At 62.9% G+C, this 18,834-nt stretch carries 17 protein-coding genes and 3 pseudogenes; 15 read left to right on the top strand and 5 right to left on the bottom strand.

The window, feature by feature from the left end; all coding sequences use genetic code 11:
• Positions 1-66 precede the first annotated feature (66 nt).
• Both M2396_RS06330 and M2396_RS06325 read right to left on the bottom strand, forming a co-directional pair.
• Entirely contained in the window at positions 67-957 is an 891-nt protein-coding gene (locus M2396_RS06330; protein WP_259073888.1) for a LysR family transcriptional regulator, read from the bottom strand.
• A 178-nt stretch (positions 958-1,135) separates the two neighbouring features.
• Positions 1,136-2,035 (bottom strand): LysR family transcriptional regulator, encoded by a 900-nt coding sequence (locus M2396_RS06325; RefSeq protein ID WP_101319198.1) that lies wholly within the window; start codon positions 2,033-2,035, stop codon positions 1,136-1,138.
• A 99-nt stretch (positions 2,036-2,134) separates the two neighbouring features.
• Between M2396_RS06325 and M2396_RS24270 the strand changes: the two are divergent.
• Positions 2,135-2,191: pseudogene (locus M2396_RS24270) on the top strand (DUF1348 domain-containing protein); the annotation flags it as partial.
• A 25-nt stretch (positions 2,192-2,216) separates the two neighbouring features.
• Here M2396_RS24270 and M2396_RS24265 read toward each other — a convergent pair.
• The 3 genes and pseudogenes from M2396_RS24265 to M2396_RS06310 all read right to left on the bottom strand — a co-directional run.
• Positions 2,217-2,675: pseudogene (locus tag M2396_RS24265) on the bottom strand (methyl-accepting chemotaxis protein); the annotation flags it as partial.
• Positions 2,676-2,777: 102 nt separating this feature from the next.
• A pseudogene (locus M2396_RS24260) lies at positions 2,778-3,278 on the bottom strand (PAS domain-containing protein); the annotation flags it as partial.
• A gap of 142 nt (positions 3,279-3,420) precedes the next feature.
• A complete protein-coding gene (locus M2396_RS06310; protein WP_101319202.1) occupies positions 3,421-3,636 on the bottom strand; it encodes a TIGR02450 family Trp-rich protein in 216 nt (71 codons plus the stop codon).
• Between the two features lie 135 nt (positions 3,637-3,771).
• Between M2396_RS06310 and M2396_RS06305 the strand changes: the two genes are divergently transcribed.
• From M2396_RS06305 to M2396_RS06240, 14 genes are all read left to right on the top strand, one after another.
• The gene (locus M2396_RS06305; protein WP_409035090.1) at positions 3,772-4,077 is read left to right on the top strand and encodes a DUF6482 family protein; all 306 of its coding nucleotides are present in this window, start codon (positions 3,772-3,774) and stop codon (positions 4,075-4,077) included.
• On the top strand, positions 4,071-5,615 hold the full coding sequence (locus M2396_RS06300) for a cryptochrome/photolyase family protein (protein WP_259073882.1): 1,545 nt from the start codon (positions 4,071-4,073) through the stop codon (positions 5,613-5,615). The genes M2396_RS06305 and M2396_RS06300 overlap by 7 nt, the downstream gene beginning before the upstream one ends.
• The gene (locus M2396_RS06295) at positions 5,612-5,776 is read left to right on the top strand and encodes a DUF2256 domain-containing protein (protein WP_150572617.1); all 165 of its coding nucleotides are present in this window, start codon (positions 5,612-5,614) and stop codon (positions 5,774-5,776) included. The genes M2396_RS06300 and M2396_RS06295 overlap by 4 nt, the downstream gene beginning before the upstream one ends.
• Before the next feature lie 120 nt (positions 5,777-5,896).
• Positions 5,897-7,519, top strand: coding sequence for a methyl-accepting chemotaxis protein (locus tag M2396_RS06290; protein ID WP_259073878.1), 1,623 nt, complete (start codon positions 5,897-5,899; stop codon positions 7,517-7,519).
• Positions 7,520-7,649: 130 nt separating this feature from the next.
• A complete protein-coding gene (locus M2396_RS06285; RefSeq protein WP_150569312.1) occupies positions 7,650-8,891 on the top strand; it encodes a cystathionine gamma-synthase family protein in 1,242 nt (413 codons plus the stop codon).
• Between the two features lie 141 nt (positions 8,892-9,032).
• Positions 9,033-10,472: an amino acid permease gene (locus M2396_RS06280; protein ID WP_103437260.1), complete on the top strand. Its 1,440-nt coding sequence runs from the start codon at positions 9,033-9,035 to the stop codon at positions 10,470-10,472.
• A 49-nt stretch (positions 10,473-10,521) separates the two neighbouring features.
• Positions 10,522-11,412, top strand: coding sequence for a LysR substrate-binding domain-containing protein (locus M2396_RS06275; RefSeq protein ID WP_101319216.1), 891 nt, complete (start codon positions 10,522-10,524; stop codon positions 11,410-11,412).
• A gap of 32 nt (positions 11,413-11,444) precedes the next feature.
• On the top strand, positions 11,445-12,833 hold the full coding sequence (gene thrC, locus M2396_RS06270) for a threonine synthase (RefSeq protein WP_259073876.1): 1,389 nt from the start codon (positions 11,445-11,447) through the stop codon (positions 12,831-12,833).
• Entirely contained in the window at positions 12,830-13,267 is a 438-nt protein-coding gene (locus M2396_RS06265; RefSeq protein ID WP_103437263.1) for an Lrp/AsnC family transcriptional regulator, read from the top strand. The genes thrC and M2396_RS06265 overlap by 4 nt, the downstream gene beginning before the upstream one ends.
• A gap of 103 nt (positions 13,268-13,370) precedes the next feature.
• Positions 13,371-14,411: a homoserine dehydrogenase gene (locus tag M2396_RS06260; RefSeq protein ID WP_259073874.1), complete on the top strand. Its 1,041-nt coding sequence runs from the start codon at positions 13,371-13,373 to the stop codon at positions 14,409-14,411.
• Between the two features lie 13 nt (positions 14,412-14,424).
• A complete protein-coding gene (locus tag M2396_RS06255) occupies positions 14,425-15,843 on the top strand; it encodes an aldehyde dehydrogenase family protein (protein WP_259073871.1) in 1,419 nt (472 codons plus the stop codon).
• 151 nt (positions 15,844-15,994) lie between these two features.
• A complete protein-coding gene (locus M2396_RS06250) occupies positions 15,995-17,017 on the top strand; it encodes a LacI family DNA-binding transcriptional regulator (protein WP_101319227.1) in 1,023 nt (340 codons plus the stop codon).
• A gap of 63 nt (positions 17,018-17,080) precedes the next feature.
• The gene (locus tag M2396_RS06245) at positions 17,081-17,860 is read left to right on the top strand and encodes a sugar phosphate isomerase/epimerase (RefSeq protein ID WP_188035884.1); all 780 of its coding nucleotides are present in this window, start codon (positions 17,081-17,083) and stop codon (positions 17,858-17,860) included.
• Complete coding sequence (locus M2396_RS06240; RefSeq protein WP_150569304.1) at positions 17,853-18,803, top strand: sugar kinase; 951 nt, start codon at positions 17,853-17,855, stop codon at positions 18,801-18,803. Before M2396_RS06245 ends, M2396_RS06240 begins: the two co-directional genes overlap by 8 nt.
• Positions 18,804-18,834 lie beyond the last annotated feature (31 nt).

Raw genomic sequence — 18,834 nt, 5'->3', positions numbered from 1 at the left:
CTAGCACAAGGTGGTCAAGGCGCAGCCGGCGGCTGCTCAAGCGGTCGGCGGTGTTGCTCATTTGATTCAGTTCAGGCGCAGTGTTTCGATCACGACCTGCATGGCGCGTGAGGTCTCGCGCTGCGCCGAGTAATACAAGTGGTAGCCAGGAAAGCTGCGCCACCACGTTTCAAGCACGGGCACAGCCCGGCCAGCCGCCAGATGGGTGGCAGCCAGATCGTGTGGGACATAGGCCAGACCATGGCCGTCGAGGGCGGCATTGAGCACCTGGTAGATGCCGTTGAACACCAGCCGGCCCTCGACCCGCACGCTGATTTCGCGCTCGCCGTGCTTGAGCTCCCAGGCATACAGGTTGCCCTGGGTTGGCAGGCGCAGGTTGATGCAGGCGTGTTGGCTGAGTTGCTCCGGGGTTTCTGGCATATGCCGTTCGGCGAAATAAGCGGGCGCAGCGATGATTGCCAGGCGCATGTCCGGGCTGATGCACACCGAGCGGATGTCCTTGCCCAGGCTGTCCCCCAGGCGTACGCCAAAGTCAAACCGGCCCTGGACGATATCGGAGAAGGCGTAATCGCTGTGCAGCTCCAGGTTCAAGCGCGGGTAGCGCGCCAGCAGGCTTTGCAATTTTGGCCAGAGCAAGCTGTCGATGGCATGGTCGCTGGCGGTGATGCGCACGGTGCCGCTGGGCATGTCGCCGAGCTCGGCGACCGCGTGCAGTTGTGCTTCGATCAGCTCAAGGCGCGGTGCCACCTCGGCGATCAAGCGTTCGCCTGCCTCGGTAACCGAGACGCTGCGCGTTGTGCGCGTCAGCAGGCGCACACCGAGGCGCGTTTCCAGGTCGCGGATGGTGTGGCTGAGCATCGATTGCGACATGGCCAACTGTGCTGCGGCGCGGGTGAAGCTGCGCTCGCGGGCAACAACGATCAACGCCTGAAGTTGGCTGTAGTGCTCTCTGGCCATTGCAGCAGTCCTGAAATCCAGTGGTGTGCGCTAATAATTGGCGCAGAGACGACACTGTAGGCGGGATGGGCGGCACTAGAAACCTGCATAAACTGCATGCAGCTATGAGCTTGGTTGATAAATACCGGTGCAGCGTGCGTGGCTGGAGCACGTTTGGCGAGCCGGGCAGGGTAATTGACTAGACGCGCAGTGCCGCAATCAGCAGGGCCATCGCCCCTGACGGTTGCCGTCGGCTGGGGTAATAAAGGTGTAAGCCGGGCCACACCGGGCTGAAGTCTTCGAGCATCTGCAGCAGCTGCCCGGACTGCACATGCTGCTCGACCAGTTCCGCAGGCAGATAGGCGACGCCAAGCCCGGCCAGTACGGCTTCCACGGCGTCGGAGGTGTTGTTGAAGACCAGTTGCCCGTCCACACGCAGATTGACTTCGCGGCCATCGACTGCAAATTCCCACGCCCATAAATTGCCCCGCGTCGGCAGGCGCAGGTTGATGCAGTTGTGCTGCAACAGGTCGCTTGGCGTCTGCGCCATACCGTGATGCTGCAGGTAAGCCGGGGTAGCGACAACTGCATAGGGCGCATCCGCAGCGATGCGCACGGCGATCATATCCTGCGCCACTGCCTCGCCGAGCCTGACCCCGGCATCGAAACGTTCGGCAACAATGTCGACAAAGCCGCTGTTGGTCGACAGCTCGACCTTGATCCCCGGATGTGCCGGCAAAAACAGCTTGAGCTTGGTCATCAGCACCGCCCGCACGGCGTGATCGGAGGCGGTGATGCGGATCGTGCCGGTAGGGCTGTTGCTCAACTCGGTCAGCGCCTGCAACTGCATATCGATGGCCTCGAATTGCGGTGCGACGTTCGCCAGCAGTTGCTCGCCGGCCTCTGTCACCGTCACGTTGCGCGAGTTGCGTGACAGCAGGCTGACGCCCAGGCGGGCTTCCAGGGCGCGTACGGCGTGGCTGACGGCTGTCTGTGACACACCCAGCCGCGCTGCCGCTTTGGTGAAACTGCGCGCGTGCGCGACGGCGAAGAACACACTCAGGCCGGAGAACGCATCGCGCAAAGTCTTGGGGTCCATGGAGGGCACTTCACTGGAGAACTGTCGGGCAAACTACAGGGATGGTCTGACGATGAACAGCGTTCTGATTGAGCGCTGGAGTGAGCAGATAGGGCTAGGCGCTTTGCCTATAAGAGGCATGACGATTCAGGCCGCTGGTTTCGCTCGTATGGCAATGAGAGATCACTTGGCGGCCCCATGATCAGCGTTGCTGGCGTTGCTGGCGTTGCTCCAGACGCTGGGCGAACTGGCCAATCACTTCAACCACCCGCTGCGCACCGTGCTGAATATCCTCGATCACCGCGCCAGCCTTGTGCGCCAGCTCAACACCTTGCTCGGTCTTCAGCGTACTCGCCTGCATGCTCGCCACAGCCTGGCGGGCCAGTTCGCGGTTCTTGCCGACCACTTCACTGATCGCCACGGTGGCCTTGCTGGTGCGTTGCGCCAGGTTGCGCACTTCATCGGCGACCACGGCAAAGCCGCGGCCTTGGTCGCCGGCGCGGGCGGCTTCGATTGCCGCGTTGAGGGCCAGCAGGTTGGTCTGCTCGGCGATGCTGCGGATGGCATCGACAATGGTGCCGATCTGCTCGGACTGCTCACTCAGCGCACTGATCGCCTGGCCCATCTGCGTGAGCTCGTCGGCAATGCTCTGCACCATGTTTACGGTCTGTTGCACCACTGCAGAACCCTGCTGGGTACACTCATCGGTGTGCTGCGACGTCTCGAAGGCCACCAGTGCAGCTTGCGATTCGGCCTCGCGCTGCTCGATCTCAGGGGTGATATCACTGGCAAACTTGACGATGCCATAGAGCTTGCCGTGCTCGTCATACAGCGGGTTGTAGGTAGCCTGCAGCCAGACCGTGGCGCCGCGACTGTCCAGGCGCGGGAACTGGCCTGCCTTGAACGTGCCACGATTCAGCGCTGCCCAGAACTCGCGATAGGCGTCACTTTTCGCTTCGCTGACAGAGCAGAACATCTGGTGATGCTGACCGCGTATCTGATCCAGGCGATAGCCCATGACCTTGAGGAAGTTGGCGTTGGCATTGATCACGCGCCCGTCGAGAGCAAACTCGATGACGGCCATCGAACGTTCAATGGCGTTGATGAAGCTGGCCTGTCCCTGGGCGTGCTGCTGGGCTACACCATGCTCGTACTGAAGCGTGGCGACGGTCTTGCGCAGCGCAGCCACTTCGGCCTCGAGCGCGGCTTGACGGGTGTGTTCCGCATGCAACAACTGCTGGTGGGTGCTGGCGCGGATAAACATGGCGGCGGGCCTCGGGGACAAAATCTGCGTGTTGGCACGGTGCCCACACAGGAGGTGCCATTAAGCCACTACCGCCAATAATTGTACAAATATTTATTGTTGTACAAGTATGAGAACTTAAGTGTCCCGTTCGTGGTCAGGCTCACTTCCAGCCCAGCAGCCACCGGGTGGAGTCGCGCAGTTCCTGCCAGTCGAACACTTCACTGCGCCCGGTCAGCACCGCCTGCAGCTCGACTTGCAGCGGCGTGCCTTCGTCATCACACAGCAATTGGGTGACGATGAAGTGCTTCTCGCGGTTTTGCGGCGCGCGTGCTGTCCATTTCGACAGCGCCAGTTTGCGGGGGTTGAACCTGTTCATGAGAGCTCCATGCGCGGTGGCTGCTGATATCTTTGCGTCTAGGCTATAGACTTATACACGCATTGCGAATTGTACAAGAATCGCCATTTTGTCACAGGGAGCTCCCACATGACCGACGCTACCCGTACTACCTCGATCACCTTGCAGCAGTTGCGCAGTCTTGCTGATGCGGATTCAGTCGACGAGCTTGAGCTGCTGTCCCTGGAGGGCGGTATTTACCTGCTCAGGGTGCGTACCACAACAGGCCTGCAGACTTTGGCCGGTGAGGGCGGCAGGCCGATGCACCTGCGCTCGTCGACGCACTTGCGCAGTTTGCTCGCGGGCTTCCCGGCAATGCGCTGCGTGCTCGTCCAGCATGTGGTCCACGATGAGATGTGCGGCCAGCGCGAAGGCCAGATCGAGCCATTGCGCCTGCCATTGTCACTGGAGCAGACGTGGTAGCCGCAAGTACTCCGCGACTGGGCCTGATACTCGGTGACCAGCTGTCATTCGACCTGAGTTCGATCCAGGCACTGGACCCACAGCGTGACATCCTGCTGCTGGCCGAAGTGCAGGAAGAGGCGAGCTACGTGCCGCATCATCCGCAAAAAATAATCATGGTTTTCAGTGCGATGCGCCACTTTGCTAAAGCTTTACGTGAGCATGGTTGGCAAGTGATTTATGTTGAACTCGATGCATCCGGCAATACCCATAGCCTGACCGGCGAAGTCCAACGCTGGCAGGCCGAGCTTGGTGCAAGCGAAGTGCACTTCACCGAATGCGGCGAGTGGCGCCTTGAGCAAGCGTTACGCAGTTGCCCGGTAGCTCAGGTGTGGCACCCTGACCGGCGCTTTCTCTGCTCGCGCCAGGCCTTCGCCCGCTGGGCGGCAGGCCGCGAGCAGCTGCGGATGGAGCAATTCTATCGGTCGATGCGCAAGCGCTGCCGGCTGCTGCTCGAAGACGATGGCAGCCCGCTGGGCGGCGCCTGGAACTTTGACCGCGACAACCGCAAGAGCCTGCCACGCACCCTGCGCGGGGCGTTCCCGGCGCGGTTCAGCCAAGACGCGATCACCCAAGCGGTGGTGGCGCTGGTGCGCGAGCGCTTTGCCAGCCACTACGGCAAGGTCGACGGCTTCGACTACCCAGTCGATCATGCCCAGGCGCAGGGGCTCTGGCAGCACTTTCTCGACTTCGGCCTGGCCGCCTTCGGTGATTATCAGGACGCCATGGCTGAAGGTGAGCCGTTTCTGTTCCATTCACGCATCAGCGCGGCGCTGAACATCGGCCTGCTGGATTTGCGCCAGCTGTGCAGCGATGTCGAAACCGCTTACCGCCAGGGCCGCGTGCCGCTGAACGCGGCCGAAGGCTACATCCGCCAACTGATCGGCTGGCGCGAGTACGTGCATGGCATCTATTGGCTGCGCATGCCGGAGTACGCCGAGCTCAATACCTTTGGCAACCTGCGTCCGCTGCCCGAGTTCTATTGGACCGGTAACACCGGCATGCGCTGCATGGCTCAGGCGATCGGGCAGACCCTCGAGCTGGGCTACGCACACCATATTCAACGGCTGATGATCACCGGCAACTTTGCCTTGCTCGCCGGCATCGCCCCGGCGCAGATCTGCGAGTGGTACCTGGCGGTATATCTGGACGCCTTCGAGTGGGTCGAGTTGCCCAACACGCTGGGCATGGTCATGCATGCCGACGGCGGCTACCTGGGCTCCAAACCCTATTGCGCCAGCGGCCGCTATATCCAGCGGATGTCCGACCACTGTGGCAACTGCGTTTATCAGGTCGAGCAGTCGCTGGGCGAGCAGGCTTGTCCGTTCAACGCGCTGTATTGGCACTTCCTCATGCGCCATGAACAGCAACTGGCGCTCAACCCGCGGCTGGCGCAGGTCTATCGCGGCCTGGCCGGGATGGACCCGCAACGCCGGAAAGCGCTGTGGCAGCGTGGTGAGACGCTGCTGGCCAGGCTCGACGCAGGAGAAATGCTTTGAAAAAAGCCCATCTGCCGCAAAAGGTCTGCCCGGTCTGCGGCTTGCCGTTCAGCTGGCGCAAGCGCTGGGAGCGGTGCTGGGATGAAGTGAAATATTGCTCTGAGCGCTGCCGCCGAGCGCGGCGCAGCGCCCCGGGCGAGGACACTCAGGCGGATTGCTGAGCGCCACGCTGGAACTGTTCGATTATCGAGCATGATCCGCTTTTGAGCGCTCAATTTTGGCCAAAAGGCGCCGAACGTAATGGGTAGTGCAGCTCACCCTTCGCATTCGGAAGTCTAGCCATGTCCTTGCGCCACTTGAATATTGCCACTCGCTCTTACTTGAGTTTCAGCCTGATCGCCGCACTGGTGGTGATCCTCGGCGTGTTTTCCATCAACAAGATCTCCACCATGCGCGAAGCGGTGGTGTACACCGAACAGGTGACCAACGTCGGCACGCGCTACCTGGGCGAAGTGCGCAGCCACATGCTGGGGCTGCGTATCATCACCATGCGCATGGCCATCGCCCGTCAGCCTGCACAACTGGCGCCCACCCTGGCGCGCCTGGAGGAGCTCAAAGGCCTGCTGGACAAGGGCTTGCAGGGCTACAGCGCGGTGATGCCGGCGCAGGCCAAGCCGGTGTTTGCCGAGATGCAGCAATTGATCAGCCAATATCGGGTACTGCTCGACCAGTACAAGGGCTTGTCCGATCAGAATCGGCTGGAGCCGATGCAGGGCATGCTCAGCGGCACCATGCAGGATATCTCCACCCGCACCGGAGAGCTGTATGACAGCCTGGTCAAGCTCAGCAGCGAGGCGGCCGCCGCACATACCGCCGAGGCCCGCGAGGACTATCAGCGCGCCTTGTGGCTGACTGCGAGCGTGGTCGGCCTGGTGCTGCTCCTGACAATCAGCCTGGCCTGGCTGCTCACCCGCAGCATTGTCAGCCCGCTACGTGAGGCGATTGCCGTGGCCCAGGACATCGCCGCCGGTGACCTGTCGCAGGCGGTGGTGGCTAGCGGCAACGATGAAGCCAGCCAGTTGATGCGTGCATTGGCGGCCATGCAGGCCAGCCTCAAGGATGCGCTGCGCCTGATCGGTGACTCGTCCCAGCAACTGGCAGCAGCCAGTGAACAGATGTCGGCGATCACTCGGCAGACCTCCACTGACCTCAGCCGGCAAACCGACGAGATCCAGCAAGCCGCTACGGCAGTCACCGAGATGAGCGTGGCGGTGGAAGAGGTGGCGCGCAACACCGTCAGCACCTCGAGCATTTCACGCGAGTCCGAAGAAGCGGCCCAGCGCGGGCGCGAGCGGGTAGCCGAAGCCATTCGCTCGATTGGCAAGATGCGCCATGACGTGCAGGAGGCCTCGGCGCAGATCGAGGCGTTGTCGGTGCAGTCGCAGGAGGTGGGCAAGGTGCTGGATGTGATCGGTGCGATTGCCGGGCAAACCAATCTGCTGGCGCTCAATGCGGCCATCGAAGCCGCACGGGCCGGTGAGGCTGGCCGAGGCTTTGCGGTCGTAGCCGATGAAGTCAGAGCGCTCGCGGCGCGTACCCAAAGCTCGACGCTGGAGATCGAGGAAATGGTCAATGCCATCCGCACCGGCACCGCGCGGGTGGTCGACTCGATGCTCAGCAACAGTCAGCAGGTTGCGCATACCCTCGAAGTGGCGCAGTTGGCCGGCGAGGCGCTGGATGAGATCACCAACGGCGCCTCGACCATCCACGAGCGCAACCTGGTAGTGGCCAGCGCCACCGAAGAGCAGGCGCAAGTCGCGCGCGAGGTTGATCGCAACCTGCTGAACATCCGCGATCTGGCCCTGCAGACCTCGGAAGGCGCCGACCAGATCAGCGCAGCCAGCCAGGAACTGGCCAACCTGTCGATTGGTTTGAACGGGATGATGAAACGCTTTCAGCTGTGAAACACTCCAGCCATTAAAATAAACCGCCCTCAGGCCAGCATTACATCGTTTTTCAGCGCTGCTGGCCTTCCCTATAGTCCTCGCATACCCAAACGGAGCACCGACGTGCTCCCTTGATGCGAGACTGGCTATGAACAACAAGAAAACCCTCGACGCCAAGGTCGGCGCCGGCACCCGCGTAGTGTGGGGCGGCGAGCAGGTCAGCCACCCTTACAACGCTACCCAGACACCGATCGTGGCCAGCGCCGCCTATGGCTACGACGATATCGATACCTGGTATGACGTGGCGCTGGGCAATCAGCCTGGGTTTATCTACAGCCGCATGAGCAACCCCACCGTTGCCGTGCTTGAAGACAAGCTGTGCGCGCTGGAGGCCGCCGAGTCCGCAGTCGCCTTCAGCTCCGGCATGGCCGCCATCAGTGGCGTGCTGCACAGCCTGCTGGCCTGTGGCCAACGGGTGGTGTCGACCCGCGACAGCTATGGCGGTACCAACAAGATCTTCGAAGAGTTCCTGCCGCGAATGGGCGTTGAGGTAACTCTGTGCGACACCTACGACACCGAGGCCATCGAGCGAGAGATCGCCCGTGGCTGCAACGTGGTGTACCTGGAAACCCCCACCAACCCGACCCTGAAGGTGCTGGACATCCGCCGCCTGGTCGCAGCGGCCAAGCGGGTAGGGGCGCTGGTGGTGGCGGACAATACCTTCGCCACGCCGTTGAACCAGAACCCGCTGGCGCTTGGCGTTGACGTGGTGGTGCACAGCGCGACCAAGTTCCTCTCCGGCCACGGCGATGTGCTGGGCGGTATTGCCTGCGGCGCTGAAGCACTGATGAGCAAGGTGCGCCACTACCGCGAAATCAACGGTGCTGCGCTGGACCCGTTCTCGGCCTACCTGATCATCCGCGGGATCAAGACGCTGGCCCTGCGCCTGCGTCAGCAGCAAGCGAGTGCCCAGGCGCTGGCGGAGTACCTGTGCACCGAGCCTTTGGTCGAAGCAGTCAACTACCCGGGCCTGGCCCAGCACCCTGGGCATGCCATTGCCCGCGCGCAGATGCGTGGCTTTGGCGCGATCGTCAGCTTCGTGCTCAAAGGTGGCATGCGCGATGTAGCGCAGTTGCTGCCGCTGCTCAAATACGCCCACCGTGCCGGCAACCTGGGGGCGGTCGAAACCATCTATGGCCCGGCGCGCACCACCAGCCATGTTGAAAACACCCTGGAAGAGCGTCAGGCACTGGGCATTTCCGAAGGCCTGGTGCGCATCTCGGTCGGTATCGAAGACACCGCCGACCTGCTCGCGGACCTGCGTGATGCCTGCACCGTGTTGCGCGAGCGACAGCGTACGCAACCTCAGTGCACTGCAGTGCACGCCTAGCGTGAGCTCAAGGCCTGGCGATAAAAACGTCGCCAGGTCGCTTCATGAAAACCGACAATAACAACAACTGCTGGCTGCCGAACTCACCGTGGCGTCATCGCGGCGGGACGGGTTCGCCATCACTTTCATGAGAATAAAACCATGCACTCTGAGCACAATGACGCACAGGCCGGCAGCGGCCCTGCGTTCAACAAAGACATGCAAACCCGCCACATCGTCATGCTGGCGTTGGGCGGTGTGATCGGCACCGGCCTGTTCCTCACTTCCGGCTACACCGTCAACCAGGCCGGCCCGCTGGGCGCAGTGATCGCCTACATGATTGGCGCGGTAATGGTCTATCTGGTCATGGTCTGCCTGGGCGAGCTTGCCGTGCAGATGCCGGAAACCGGCTCGTTCAGCAGCTACGCCACTCGCTACCTGGGCCCCGGCACCGGCTACACCGTAGCCTGGCTGTACTGGCTGACCTGGGCGGTGGCCATCGGCTCGGAGTTCACCGCAGCCGGCATCCTGATGGTGCGCTGGTTCCCGGAAACGCCGGTGTGGATCTGGAGCGCGCTGTTTGCGTTGGCGGTGTTCATCAGCAATGTGGTGTCGGTGCGGCTGTTTGCCGAAACCGAATTCTGGCTGTCGCTGATCAAGGTCCTGACCGTGGTGGTGTTCATCGCCATCGGCGGTGGCGCGATCTGCGGGCTGTTCGATGTGCAGCATGCGCAGGGCGCGGGGCTGAGCAACTTTACCCGTGAAGGGTTGTTCCCCACCGGCTTCCTGCCGATCGCCATGACCTTGCTGGCGGTGTCGTTCGCGTTCTCCGGGACCGAGCTGATCGGCATTGCCGCAGGAGAGGCGGCCGACCCGCAGACCAGTGTGCCGAAGGCGATCCGCACCACCATCGTGCGCTTGGCGCTGTTCTTCGTCGGCACCATCTTCGTGCTCGCCACCTTGCTGCCGCGCGAACAGGCCGGCCTGGTCGAAAGCCCGTTCGTGCTGGTGTTCGAGCTGATCGGCATTCCGTACTCGGCCGATATCATGAACTTCGTGATTCTCACCGCGCTGCTGTCGGCGGCCAACTCCGGCCTGTATGCCGCCTCGCGGATGCTCTGGACCCTCAGCGATCAGGGCCATATGCCCAAGTGCTATGCACGCCTGTCGCGCCGCGGCACGCCGGTCAACGCGATCATCCTGAGCATGGCCGGCGCCGTGGCCTCGTTGCTCAGCAGTGTGTTGGCGCCGGATACCGTGTACCTGGCACTGGTGTCGATTTCGGGGCTGGCCGTGGTGGTGGTGTGGATGAGCATTGCCGCCAGCCAGATTGCCTTCCGCCGCCATTACGTAGCCAACGGCGGCCGGGTCGAAGATCTGCACTTTCGCGTGCGTGGCTATCCTTGGGTTCCCCTGGGCGCGATCGCTTGCTGCCTGCTGGCCTGTATCGGCATCGCCTTTGACCCGGCGCAACGGGTAGCGCTGTACTTCGGTCTGCCGTTCATAGCCTGGTGCTACTTCGTCTACTGGGTGACCCGCAACAAACGTGCGCAACGCCTGCGCGCCGAGGCTGGCGTGCAGCGTCCGGCTAGCGCCGCCTGAGCCGCACAAGCGATAGTGCACGCAGTCAATTGCCGAAGAGGTTGCGCCGATGAATCAAAAAACCCTACCGCCGCTGAATTGGCTGCGGGCGTTCGAAGTGTCGGCGCGTTACCTCAACTTCACCCACGCGGCCGAGGAGCTGTGCCTGACCCAAGGCGCGGTCAGCCAGCAGATCCGCCAGCTGGAGAGCCACCTTGGGGTCGCGTTGTTCAAGCGCCTGCCACGCGGGCTGGGCCTGACCGAAGAAGGCCAGTCCTACCTGCCGGTGGTGCAGGACGCCATCAGCCGGTTGGCGGTAGGCACCAACGAGATCTTCGGCCACAACCAGCGCCGCCCGGTGAAGGTGCGTGGCAGCTTGAGTTTTCTGCAGTACTGGCTGGCACCGCGGCTGGCGGATTTCTGCCGAGAGCACCCGCTGATCGACATCCGGTTCATCAGCAACCTGTGGGTGAAAGAGCCTGACGGTGAAGATGACCTGGAGATCCGCTGGGGTGCCGGCAGCTGGCCGGGGCTGGTGTCGCAGCGCTTGACCTGGGATGTGCTGCAACCGGTCTGTTCGCCGGCGCTGCTCGCCGCCGCTCCCCTGCAACACCCGCGCGACCTGGCCCGGCATGCACTGCTGCATGTGCTGGGTTATGAAGAGGGCTGGGGCTATTGGCTCAAGCGAGTCGGTGCCGATGCCGTGGATTACTCGCGCGGTTTGCAGTTCGACACCATGGTTTCCACCCTGCGCATGGCCGAGCTGGGCCAGGGCGTGGCCTTGGCGCGCTCATCCATCGTCGAGGATCTGCTCGCGTCTGGCGCGCTGGTCGCGCCGTTCAGCCAGCGTATCGAAGCCAGCGAATCGTTCTATCTGGTCCGCGCCCAGGGCGAAACCCTGAGCGCCGAGGCCGCCGCATTTTCCACCTGGCTGGTGGCACAGGCCCATCGCCATTTGTAGACCTTATCGCGTAGCTCTTATCAGGAGTCACCATGCATTACGTAAGCACCCGCGGCGCAGCTGGGCTGGCCGATTTTCGCCGGGTAGTGCTCTCCGGGCTTGCCGACGATGGCGGCTTGTTCGTGCCCCAGGCCGTGCCGCAATACACTCCAGAGCAGATCGGCAGCTGGTCGTGGCTGCCGTTCGACGAGCTGGTCTGGCGGGTGGTCTCGCCCTACGTGGGCGGAGCAATGGACGAAGCTGCGTTGCGCGCGCTGCTCAGTGACAGCTACCGCGACTTCGATCATCGGGCGATCACGCCGTTAAGGCAGATCGGCCATAACGAATGGATTCTGGAGCTGTTCCATGGCCCGACGCAGTCGTCCAAGGACTTTGCTGCGCAGTTGCAGGCGCGCCTGGTTGCGCACTTTCTACCGCAACAACAGGGCAGGGCGCTGGTGATCGGTGCCACCAACGGCGAGACCGGGCTGGCCGCGATCGAGGCCTTTGCTGGCTGCGCCAACGCTCAACTGGCCGTGTTGTACCCCGAGCAGGGTGTGCCGCCGGCGCAGTTGGCGGCCTTGCACCAGGCAAACCCGCAACAGGTCGCGCTGATCCCGGTAGCGGGCAGTTTTGACGACTGTCAGACCCTGGTGTCGCGCCTGCTGCGCCAGTGGCCGTTGCCTGAGGTGACGCCGATCTGCTTCAACTCGACCAACTGGGTCGGGGTGCTGGCGCAGATCGTCTATTACTTTCACGCCGCGCTGCAGCTTGGCGGCGGCACGCGGCCGGTGGCCTTCAGCGTACCCGCGGCGAGCTTTGCCGAAATCTACGCAGGCTACATCGCGCAGAAGATGGGCTTGCCGATCAACCAGGTGATCGTTTCGACCAACAGCAACGACGCCCTGCATCACTTCATCCAGCGCAACCGCTACTCGACCCGGCAAAGCAGCCGCACCTCGTCGCCGGCGATGGACTTCTCGCTGTACTCAAACCTCGAGCGGTTTATCTGGGAGCTGTACGACCATGATGGCCATGCGATGAGGGCGTTGATGGAGCACTTCGAGGGGTGCGGTGAGCTGAGCATCGGCAATCAGCAATGGTTACGGGCGCGGGTGCTGTTCGACTCACATGCGGTTGAGGAGCTGCAGATTCGCGAAGAGGTCCTGCGCTTGTTTGCCGAGACCGGCGCGGCGGTTGATCCACATACTGCCGTGGGCGCGTTGTCTGGGCGGATTCAGCGACGCAGCCTGGGCGCGCCGATGGTCACCCTCGGGCAAATCGCGCCGAGCAAATCGGCTGGCCTGCTGGCGGAGCTTGGGGTGTGGCCTGGCCCGGTTGCCGTCCTGGCCGAACCGGACGAGGTGCGCACAGGCCTGCAAACGGGCGATCTGGCCAGCTTGATCCAGGCGCTGCGCCAAGCAACGCAGGCGCGGCCATGAAGCGCATTCTTGATCCACTGGACGAACATATCCTGGCCGAGCTGACCGCCAATGCGCGTATCGGCCACGCCGAGCTGGGCGCCAAGGTCAATCTGTCGCGTAACGCGGTGCGCCAGCGGATCGAGCGGCTGGAGCGCGATGGCGCAATCCAGGGTTATACCATCCGCCTCGGCGACTCGCGGCGGGCCTCGTCATTGATCAGCGCGGTGATCTTTGTCTACCGCTATGACCGCATGCGCGGCGCCGATGTGCTGGCCGGCTTGCGCGGCATTCCCGAGGTGGTCCAATGCGAAGTGCTCAGCGGTGAGTTCGACCTGATGCTGCGGGTCAATGCCGCCTCGCCCGAGCGTGTGCACATGGTCTGGAAAGAGATCGCCGGCATGTCCGGGGTGGAAAACACAGTGACCTCGTTCGTGCTCTCGGCCGAGCACTGAGGCGAGCAAAACGACCAACAAATGCAGCATTCTGACCAATTCAACTGACTGCGGTGAAGCCTTAGGCTGACTCCATCAAACAACGCCTGAGAGCAACGCAGACATGACTGAATATAAAATTGCATTGGTGGGTTTTGGTGGGGTCAACCGTGGCCTGGCGCAACTGGTTGCCGAACGTAATGCCTGCTGGCAGGCAAGTTTGGGGTTCAGCCTGAAGATCGTTGGCGTCAGCGATATCTTCCTTGGCTCGATCGTCAACCGCGACGGTCTCGATGCCGCCCAGCTGGTGGCCCTGCCAGCCGAGAAAGGCGCCTTTGCCAAGCTGCACGGTGGCACCGCCGAAGCTTTCACCGAGACAGTGATCAAGCAATCCGGCGCTGACATCATCGCGGAGGCGACTTTCACCAATCCTGTCGACGGCGAGCCCGCCACCACCTTCTGCCGCTGGGCGCTGGAAAGCGGCATTCATGTGGTCACCACCAACAAGGGCCCGATTGCCCTGCACGGCAGTGAGCTCAAGGCGCTGGCGCAGCGCAACAACGTCGCTTTCGAGTACGAAGGCTCGGTCATGAGCGGTACGCCGGTGATTCGCCTGGCCAGGCAAGCGCTGGCCGGCGCTGAAGTGCAAGGTTTCGAAGGCATCCTCAACGGCACCTCCAACTATGTTCTGACCCGCATGCAGGAAGGCCTGAGCTTTGCTGCGGCGGTCGCACAGGCGCAGCAACTGGGCTACGCCGAAGCTGACCCAAGCGCCGACGTCGATGGCTATGACGTGCGCTTGAAAGTGGTGATCCTCGCCAACGAACTGCTCAACGCCAAGCTGCAGATCAGCGACGTCGCCTGCTCGGGTATCAGCAACATCAGCGCTGAAGACATCGCCACCGCCAGCCGCAATGGCCAGTGCTGGAAGCTGATCGGTGCGGCCCAGTGCCAGGCCGATGGCTCGGTGCAAGCCAGCGTCGCTGCACGTTTGTTGCCGCTCAGCCACCCACTGGCCGGTATCAGCGGGGCAACCAATGCGGTCTCGTTCACCACTGAGCTGGTCGGTGCAGTCACGGTGTCCGGCCCGGGTGCAGGTAAGATCGAAACCGCCTTTGCCTTGCTCTCGGACATCGTCGCCATCCACACCAGCCAGCAGCAGTAAGCGGAGAGCAGCCATGAGCGTAGCCAGCAAGGTCAATGTGCAACTGGTCGAAGCGCAGCAGATCGATGTGTTCAGCCCTTACGACGGCCGCCTGATCGGCAGCGTGCCGTGCCTGGATGCCAGTGCGGTGCCGGCCATCCTCGAGCGTGCCCGCCAAGGTGTGCGCCAGGCCGCGGCAATGCCGCGCCATCAGCGCGCACGTGTGTTGGAGGAGGCGGCGCGGCGGGTGCAGGAGCAAGCCCAGGCGTTTGCCGAATTGATCGTCGCCGAGGCCGGCAAGACCTTGCGCCAGGCCGAGAAAGAGGTCAAACGCTGCATCAACACCCTCAAACTGTCGGCTGAAGAGGCGCGGCGCAATGCCGGTGAGGTGGTGCCGTTCGAGGCCTATGAGGGCTCTGAATCGCGCCAGGGCTGGTTCAGCCGAGAGCCGTTGGGGTTAATCGTCGCGATCACGCCGTACAACGACCCGCTCAATCTGGTCGCACACAAGCTCGGGCCAGCGATTGCCGGTGGCAATGGGTTGATCCTGAAACCGTCCGAACTGGCGCCGCTGTCGGCCCTGAAGCTGGTCGAATGCCTGCTGCAGGCGGGTTTGCCGGACTCGGTGGTCACTGCCGTGACCGGTGGTGTCGAGTTGGGCAAGGCGCTGGTCGAACTGCGCGAGGTGCGCATGGTGTCGTTCACCGGCGGCTTTGTTACCGGCGAGTCAATTGCCCGCAGTGCTGGCCTGAAAAAGCTGGCGATGGACCTGGGCGGCAACGCGCCGGTGCTGGTGTTGGAAGATTGCGACCTGGAACCCACGGTCGAGTCGTGTGTCTCCGGGGCGTTCTGGGCGGCGGGGCAGAACTGCATCGGCACCCAGCGGATCTTGGTGCAACGGCCGATCTATGAAGTGTTCCGCGCACGCTTTGTCGCCCAGGCACGGGCCTTGGTGCTGGGAGACCCGGCCCTGCGTGAAACCGATGTCGGGCCGATGGTGACCGAACAGGCTGCGCGCCGCACTGAACAGTTGGTCAACGAGGCGCTCAGCGAGGGTGCGCAGCTGCTCTGCGGTCACCAGCGCAAGGGCGCCAGTTACGCGCCAACGGTGCTGGAGCAGGTCAGTCATGCCAGCCAGATCTGGCAGCAAGAGGTGTTTGCGCCGGTGGTGATTCTTGAGCCGTTCGACCAGCTGGACGAAGCAGTGGCGCTGGCCAACGCTCCGGAATACAGCCTGCACGCCGGAGTGTTCACCCGTGACCTGGCCAAGGCGTTGAAGCTTGCCAGGCAGATCGAAGCAGGTGGGGTGATGATCAATGATTCGTCGGACTATCGCTTCGATGCCATGCCCTTTGGCGGCTTCAAGTACGGCAGCCTCGGTCGGGAAGGGGTGCGCTTCGCTTATGAAGATATGACCCAGCCGAAAGTGGTGTGCATCAACGATCTGGGCTAACCGCAGCGCGCTGCCCTGCGCTGGTTTGGCGACAGGGTAGCGTGATGTGCAGAGCAGATCCGACGAACGGTAGGTGACTTAGATCTCGACTTTTGATGTATTGAAACCGGTTTCATAACCCGTCTCAAACAATAATCACAAGAGACCTCAGATGACCGATACACCGTCCAGCCCGCGTGAGCGGGTCACCATCAGCCAGGTTGCACGGGTCGCCGGCGTATCCAAGGCGACCGTGTCGCGTTATATCGGTGGCGACCGTCAGTTGCTCGCCGATGCCACTGCGCAGCATCTGGCCGAGGTCATCGAGCGTCTTGGCTACCGGCCAAACCAGATGGCCAGGGGCCTCAAGCGCGGCCAGACGCGCCTGATCGGCATGCTGGTCGCCGACATTCTCAACCCCTATTCAGTGGCCGTGATGCGCGGCGTTGAAACTGCCTGTCGCGAGCACGGCTACAGCCTGGTGCTGTGCAACACCAACCGCGATGACGAGCAAGAGAGCCATCACCTGCGCGTGCTGCAGTCCTACAACGTCGAAGGGCTGATCGTGAACACCCTCGGCCACCACCAGGGCGAGCTGCTGGCGTTGCACCGGGATATCCCCATGGTGCTGGTCGACCGTCAGGTGCCGCAGCTCAATGCCGACATGGTCGGGCTGGATAACGCCGACGCAGTCGAGCAGGCGCTGGACCACCTGCAGGCTCGCGGCTACCGCGACATTCTGGCAGTCAGCGAGCCGCTGGATGGCACCAGCTCGCGACTGGAACGGGTGCAGGCCTTTACCGCATCGATCAATCGCCGCCCCGGCATGCGCCAGCAGATCCTCGAGTGTGCGGCTGATTTGCCCGCATGTCTGGGCAATTTCCTCGGTGCCAGCGGGCATGGCCCGCAAGCGATTTTCACCTTCAACGGCGTGGCCACCCTGGCCGTCACTCGCGCCTTGCACGAGCGCGGCTGCAGATTGTTCGAGGATGTCGGCCTGATCGCCCTCGACGAACTCGACTGGCACCCATTGGTTGGCAGCGGCATTACCGCGCTGGCGCAACCTACCGAACGCATCGGCGCGTTGGCTTTCAACTGCCTGCTTGAGCGGTTGCGTGGCGGTAACGCTGCTGCGCAGCGCATCGACCTCAAGGCCGAATTGATCATTCGCGGATCGACCAACCCTCGTATTTGAACAACGGACTAACGTCCGTTTGCGTTGCATCGAAATGAAACCGGTTTCATAAGGACAATAACAATGCGCTCGAACCCCGTTTCCATCAGCCTTTCCAGCTACGGCGCCGATTTGGTCCGCCAGCGTGGCCAGGCCAGTTTCGTGCCGTTGCTGGCTGCGGCCGGCGTCAGTCGAGTCGAGCTGCGCGAAGAACTGTTCGCCAGCCCGCCGGACTGCCCACAGCTGTCTGCCGCAATCCGCACCTCAGGCATGGAATGCCTGTATTCCTCGCCGCTGGAGCTGTGGCTGGAGGACGGCCAATTGAACCCGGCGTTGCCTGCCAAGCTACAGACCGCCAGGGCCGTGGGCGCGGTGGCACTCAAGGTTTCCCTTGGTCACTATCAGCCGGGCTGTGACCTGACGGCGCTGGCTGCGCAACTCTCGGCGGATGGCCCAATGCTGCTGGTTGAAAACGACCAGACTGCGCACGGCGGGCGGATCGAACCGATGCTGCAGTTTCTTCTGCGCTGTGAATCCATCGCACTGGCGCTGGGCATGACTTTCGATATTGGCAACTGGCGCTGGCAGGGTGAGTCGGCGGTTCAAGCCGCTCACGAGCTGGGCCGCTGGGTGCGCTATGTGCACTGCAAGGCGGTCGAGCGCCAGGCCAATGGCCGCCTGGTCGCAGTGCCGCCACGCGCAGCCGATCTGCTGGCCTGGGAGCAGATGTTCAGCGAGTTCAGCCCGGCAGTGGTGCGCGCGGTCGAGTTTCCTCTGGTCGGTGACGACCTGCTGGCGGTAACTCGTGCCCAGGTCAACAACCTGGCTCGGCTTGCGCTGACGGCGGAGGTGAGCCATGCCTGACCATGACGTGTTGTGCTTTGGCGAGACCATGGCCATGTTCGTCGCCGAACAAACCGGTGAACTGGCGCAGGTCGGCCAGTTCGGCAAACGCATTGCCGGTGCCGACAGCAATGTTGCGATCGGTTTGTCGCGGCTGGGCTTCAAGGTGCGTTGGCTGAGCCGGGTCGGCAATGACTCGTTGGGCCGCTTCGTGCTGGACAGCCTGCTCAAGGAGGGCCTGGATTGCTCGGCGGTACAAGTCGACCCCGAGCATGCCACTGGCTTTCAGCTCAAGGCCCGCTGCGATGATGGCAGCGACCCCGCCGTCGAATATTTCCGCCGCAACTCGGCTGCCAGCCATATGTCGCCGCAGTTGCTGAACGCACAGTTGACCAGCGCCGAACATTTGCATGCCACCGGCATTCCGCTGGCGCTGTCGGCCGGCTGCCGGGCATTGGCGCATGGCCTGGTCGACGCCATGCGCAGCGCTGGCCGGAGCATCTCGTTCGACCCCAATCTGCGCCCATCGTTATGGCCTGACCAGGCCAGCATGATCCGCGAGGTCAACGCGCTGGCAGTCAAAGCCAACTGGGTGCTGCCAGGCCTTGAAGAGGGCCGTTTGCTCACCGGTCGACAAAGCCCAGCTGACATCGCCGCGTTTTATCTGCAGCAAGGCGTCGAGCTTGTGGTGATCAAGCTGGGCGGCGAGGGCGCTTATTTCTGCAGCGCAGAGGCTGAGGGCTGGGTGCCGGCATTCGCTGTTGCGCAGGTAGTCGACACCGTCGGCGCGGGCGATGCCTTTGCAGTGGGCGTGCTCAGTGGCCTGCTCGAAGGCTACCCACTGGGTGAAGCGGTTGCCCGCGGCAATTGGTGCGGCAGCCGCGCGGTGCAGTCGCGCGGGGATATGGAAGGCCTGCCGCTGCGCAGTGAACTGGAACTGTACAACCGGCGCAGCTGCGCCTGAAACGCTGATCGCCGGTTAGCCGGCACCTGGT

The sequence above is a fragment of the Pseudomonas sp. BIGb0278 genome (genome assembly GCF_024809895.1).
GTDB classification, from domain to species: domain Bacteria; phylum Pseudomonadota; class Gammaproteobacteria; order Pseudomonadales; family Pseudomonadaceae; genus Aquipseudomonas; species Aquipseudomonas shirazensis.
Note: the sequence above shows the minus strand (reverse complement) of the source record. Positions and strands in the feature narration are given on the sequence as shown.

Bases quoted from the DNA above. Each gene is read 5' to 3' on its own strand.
- M2396_RS06330 (WP_259073888.1), bottom strand. From the start codon at position 957: ATGGCCAGAGAGCACTACAGCCAACTTCAGGCGTTGATCGTTGTTGCC.
- M2396_RS06325 (WP_101319198.1), bottom strand. From the start codon at position 2,035: ATGGACCCCAAGACTTTGCGCGATGCGTTCTCCGGCCTGAGTGTGTTC.
- M2396_RS06310 (WP_101319202.1), bottom strand. From the start codon at position 3,636: ATGAACAGGTTCAACCCCCGCAAACTGGCGCTGTCGAAATGGACAGCA.
- M2396_RS06290 (WP_259073878.1), top strand. From the start codon at position 5,897: ATGTCCTTGCGCCACTTGAATATTGCCACTCGCTCTTACTTGAGTTTC.
- M2396_RS06285 (WP_150569312.1), top strand. From the start codon at position 7,650: ATGAACAACAAGAAAACCCTCGACGCCAAGGTCGGCGCCGGCACCCGC.
- M2396_RS06280 (WP_103437260.1), top strand. From the start codon at position 9,033: ATGCACTCTGAGCACAATGACGCACAGGCCGGCAGCGGCCCTGCGTTC.
- M2396_RS06275 (WP_101319216.1), top strand. From the start codon at position 10,522: ATGAATCAAAAAACCCTACCGCCGCTGAATTGGCTGCGGGCGTTCGAA.
- thrC (WP_259073876.1), top strand. From the start codon at position 11,445: ATGCATTACGTAAGCACCCGCGGCGCAGCTGGGCTGGCCGATTTTCGC.
- M2396_RS06265 (WP_103437263.1), top strand. From the start codon at position 12,830: ATGAAGCGCATTCTTGATCCACTGGACGAACATATCCTGGCCGAGCTG.
- M2396_RS06260 (WP_259073874.1), top strand. From the start codon at position 13,371: ATGACTGAATATAAAATTGCATTGGTGGGTTTTGGTGGGGTCAACCGT.
- M2396_RS06255 (WP_259073871.1), top strand. From the start codon at position 14,425: ATGAGCGTAGCCAGCAAGGTCAATGTGCAACTGGTCGAAGCGCAGCAG.
- M2396_RS06250 (WP_101319227.1), top strand. From the start codon at position 15,995: ATGACCGATACACCGTCCAGCCCGCGTGAGCGGGTCACCATCAGCCAG.
- M2396_RS06245 (WP_188035884.1), top strand. From the start codon at position 17,081: ATGCGCTCGAACCCCGTTTCCATCAGCCTTTCCAGCTACGGCGCCGAT.
- M2396_RS06240 (WP_150569304.1), top strand. From the start codon at position 17,853: ATGCCTGACCATGACGTGTTGTGCTTTGGCGAGACCATGGCCATGTTC.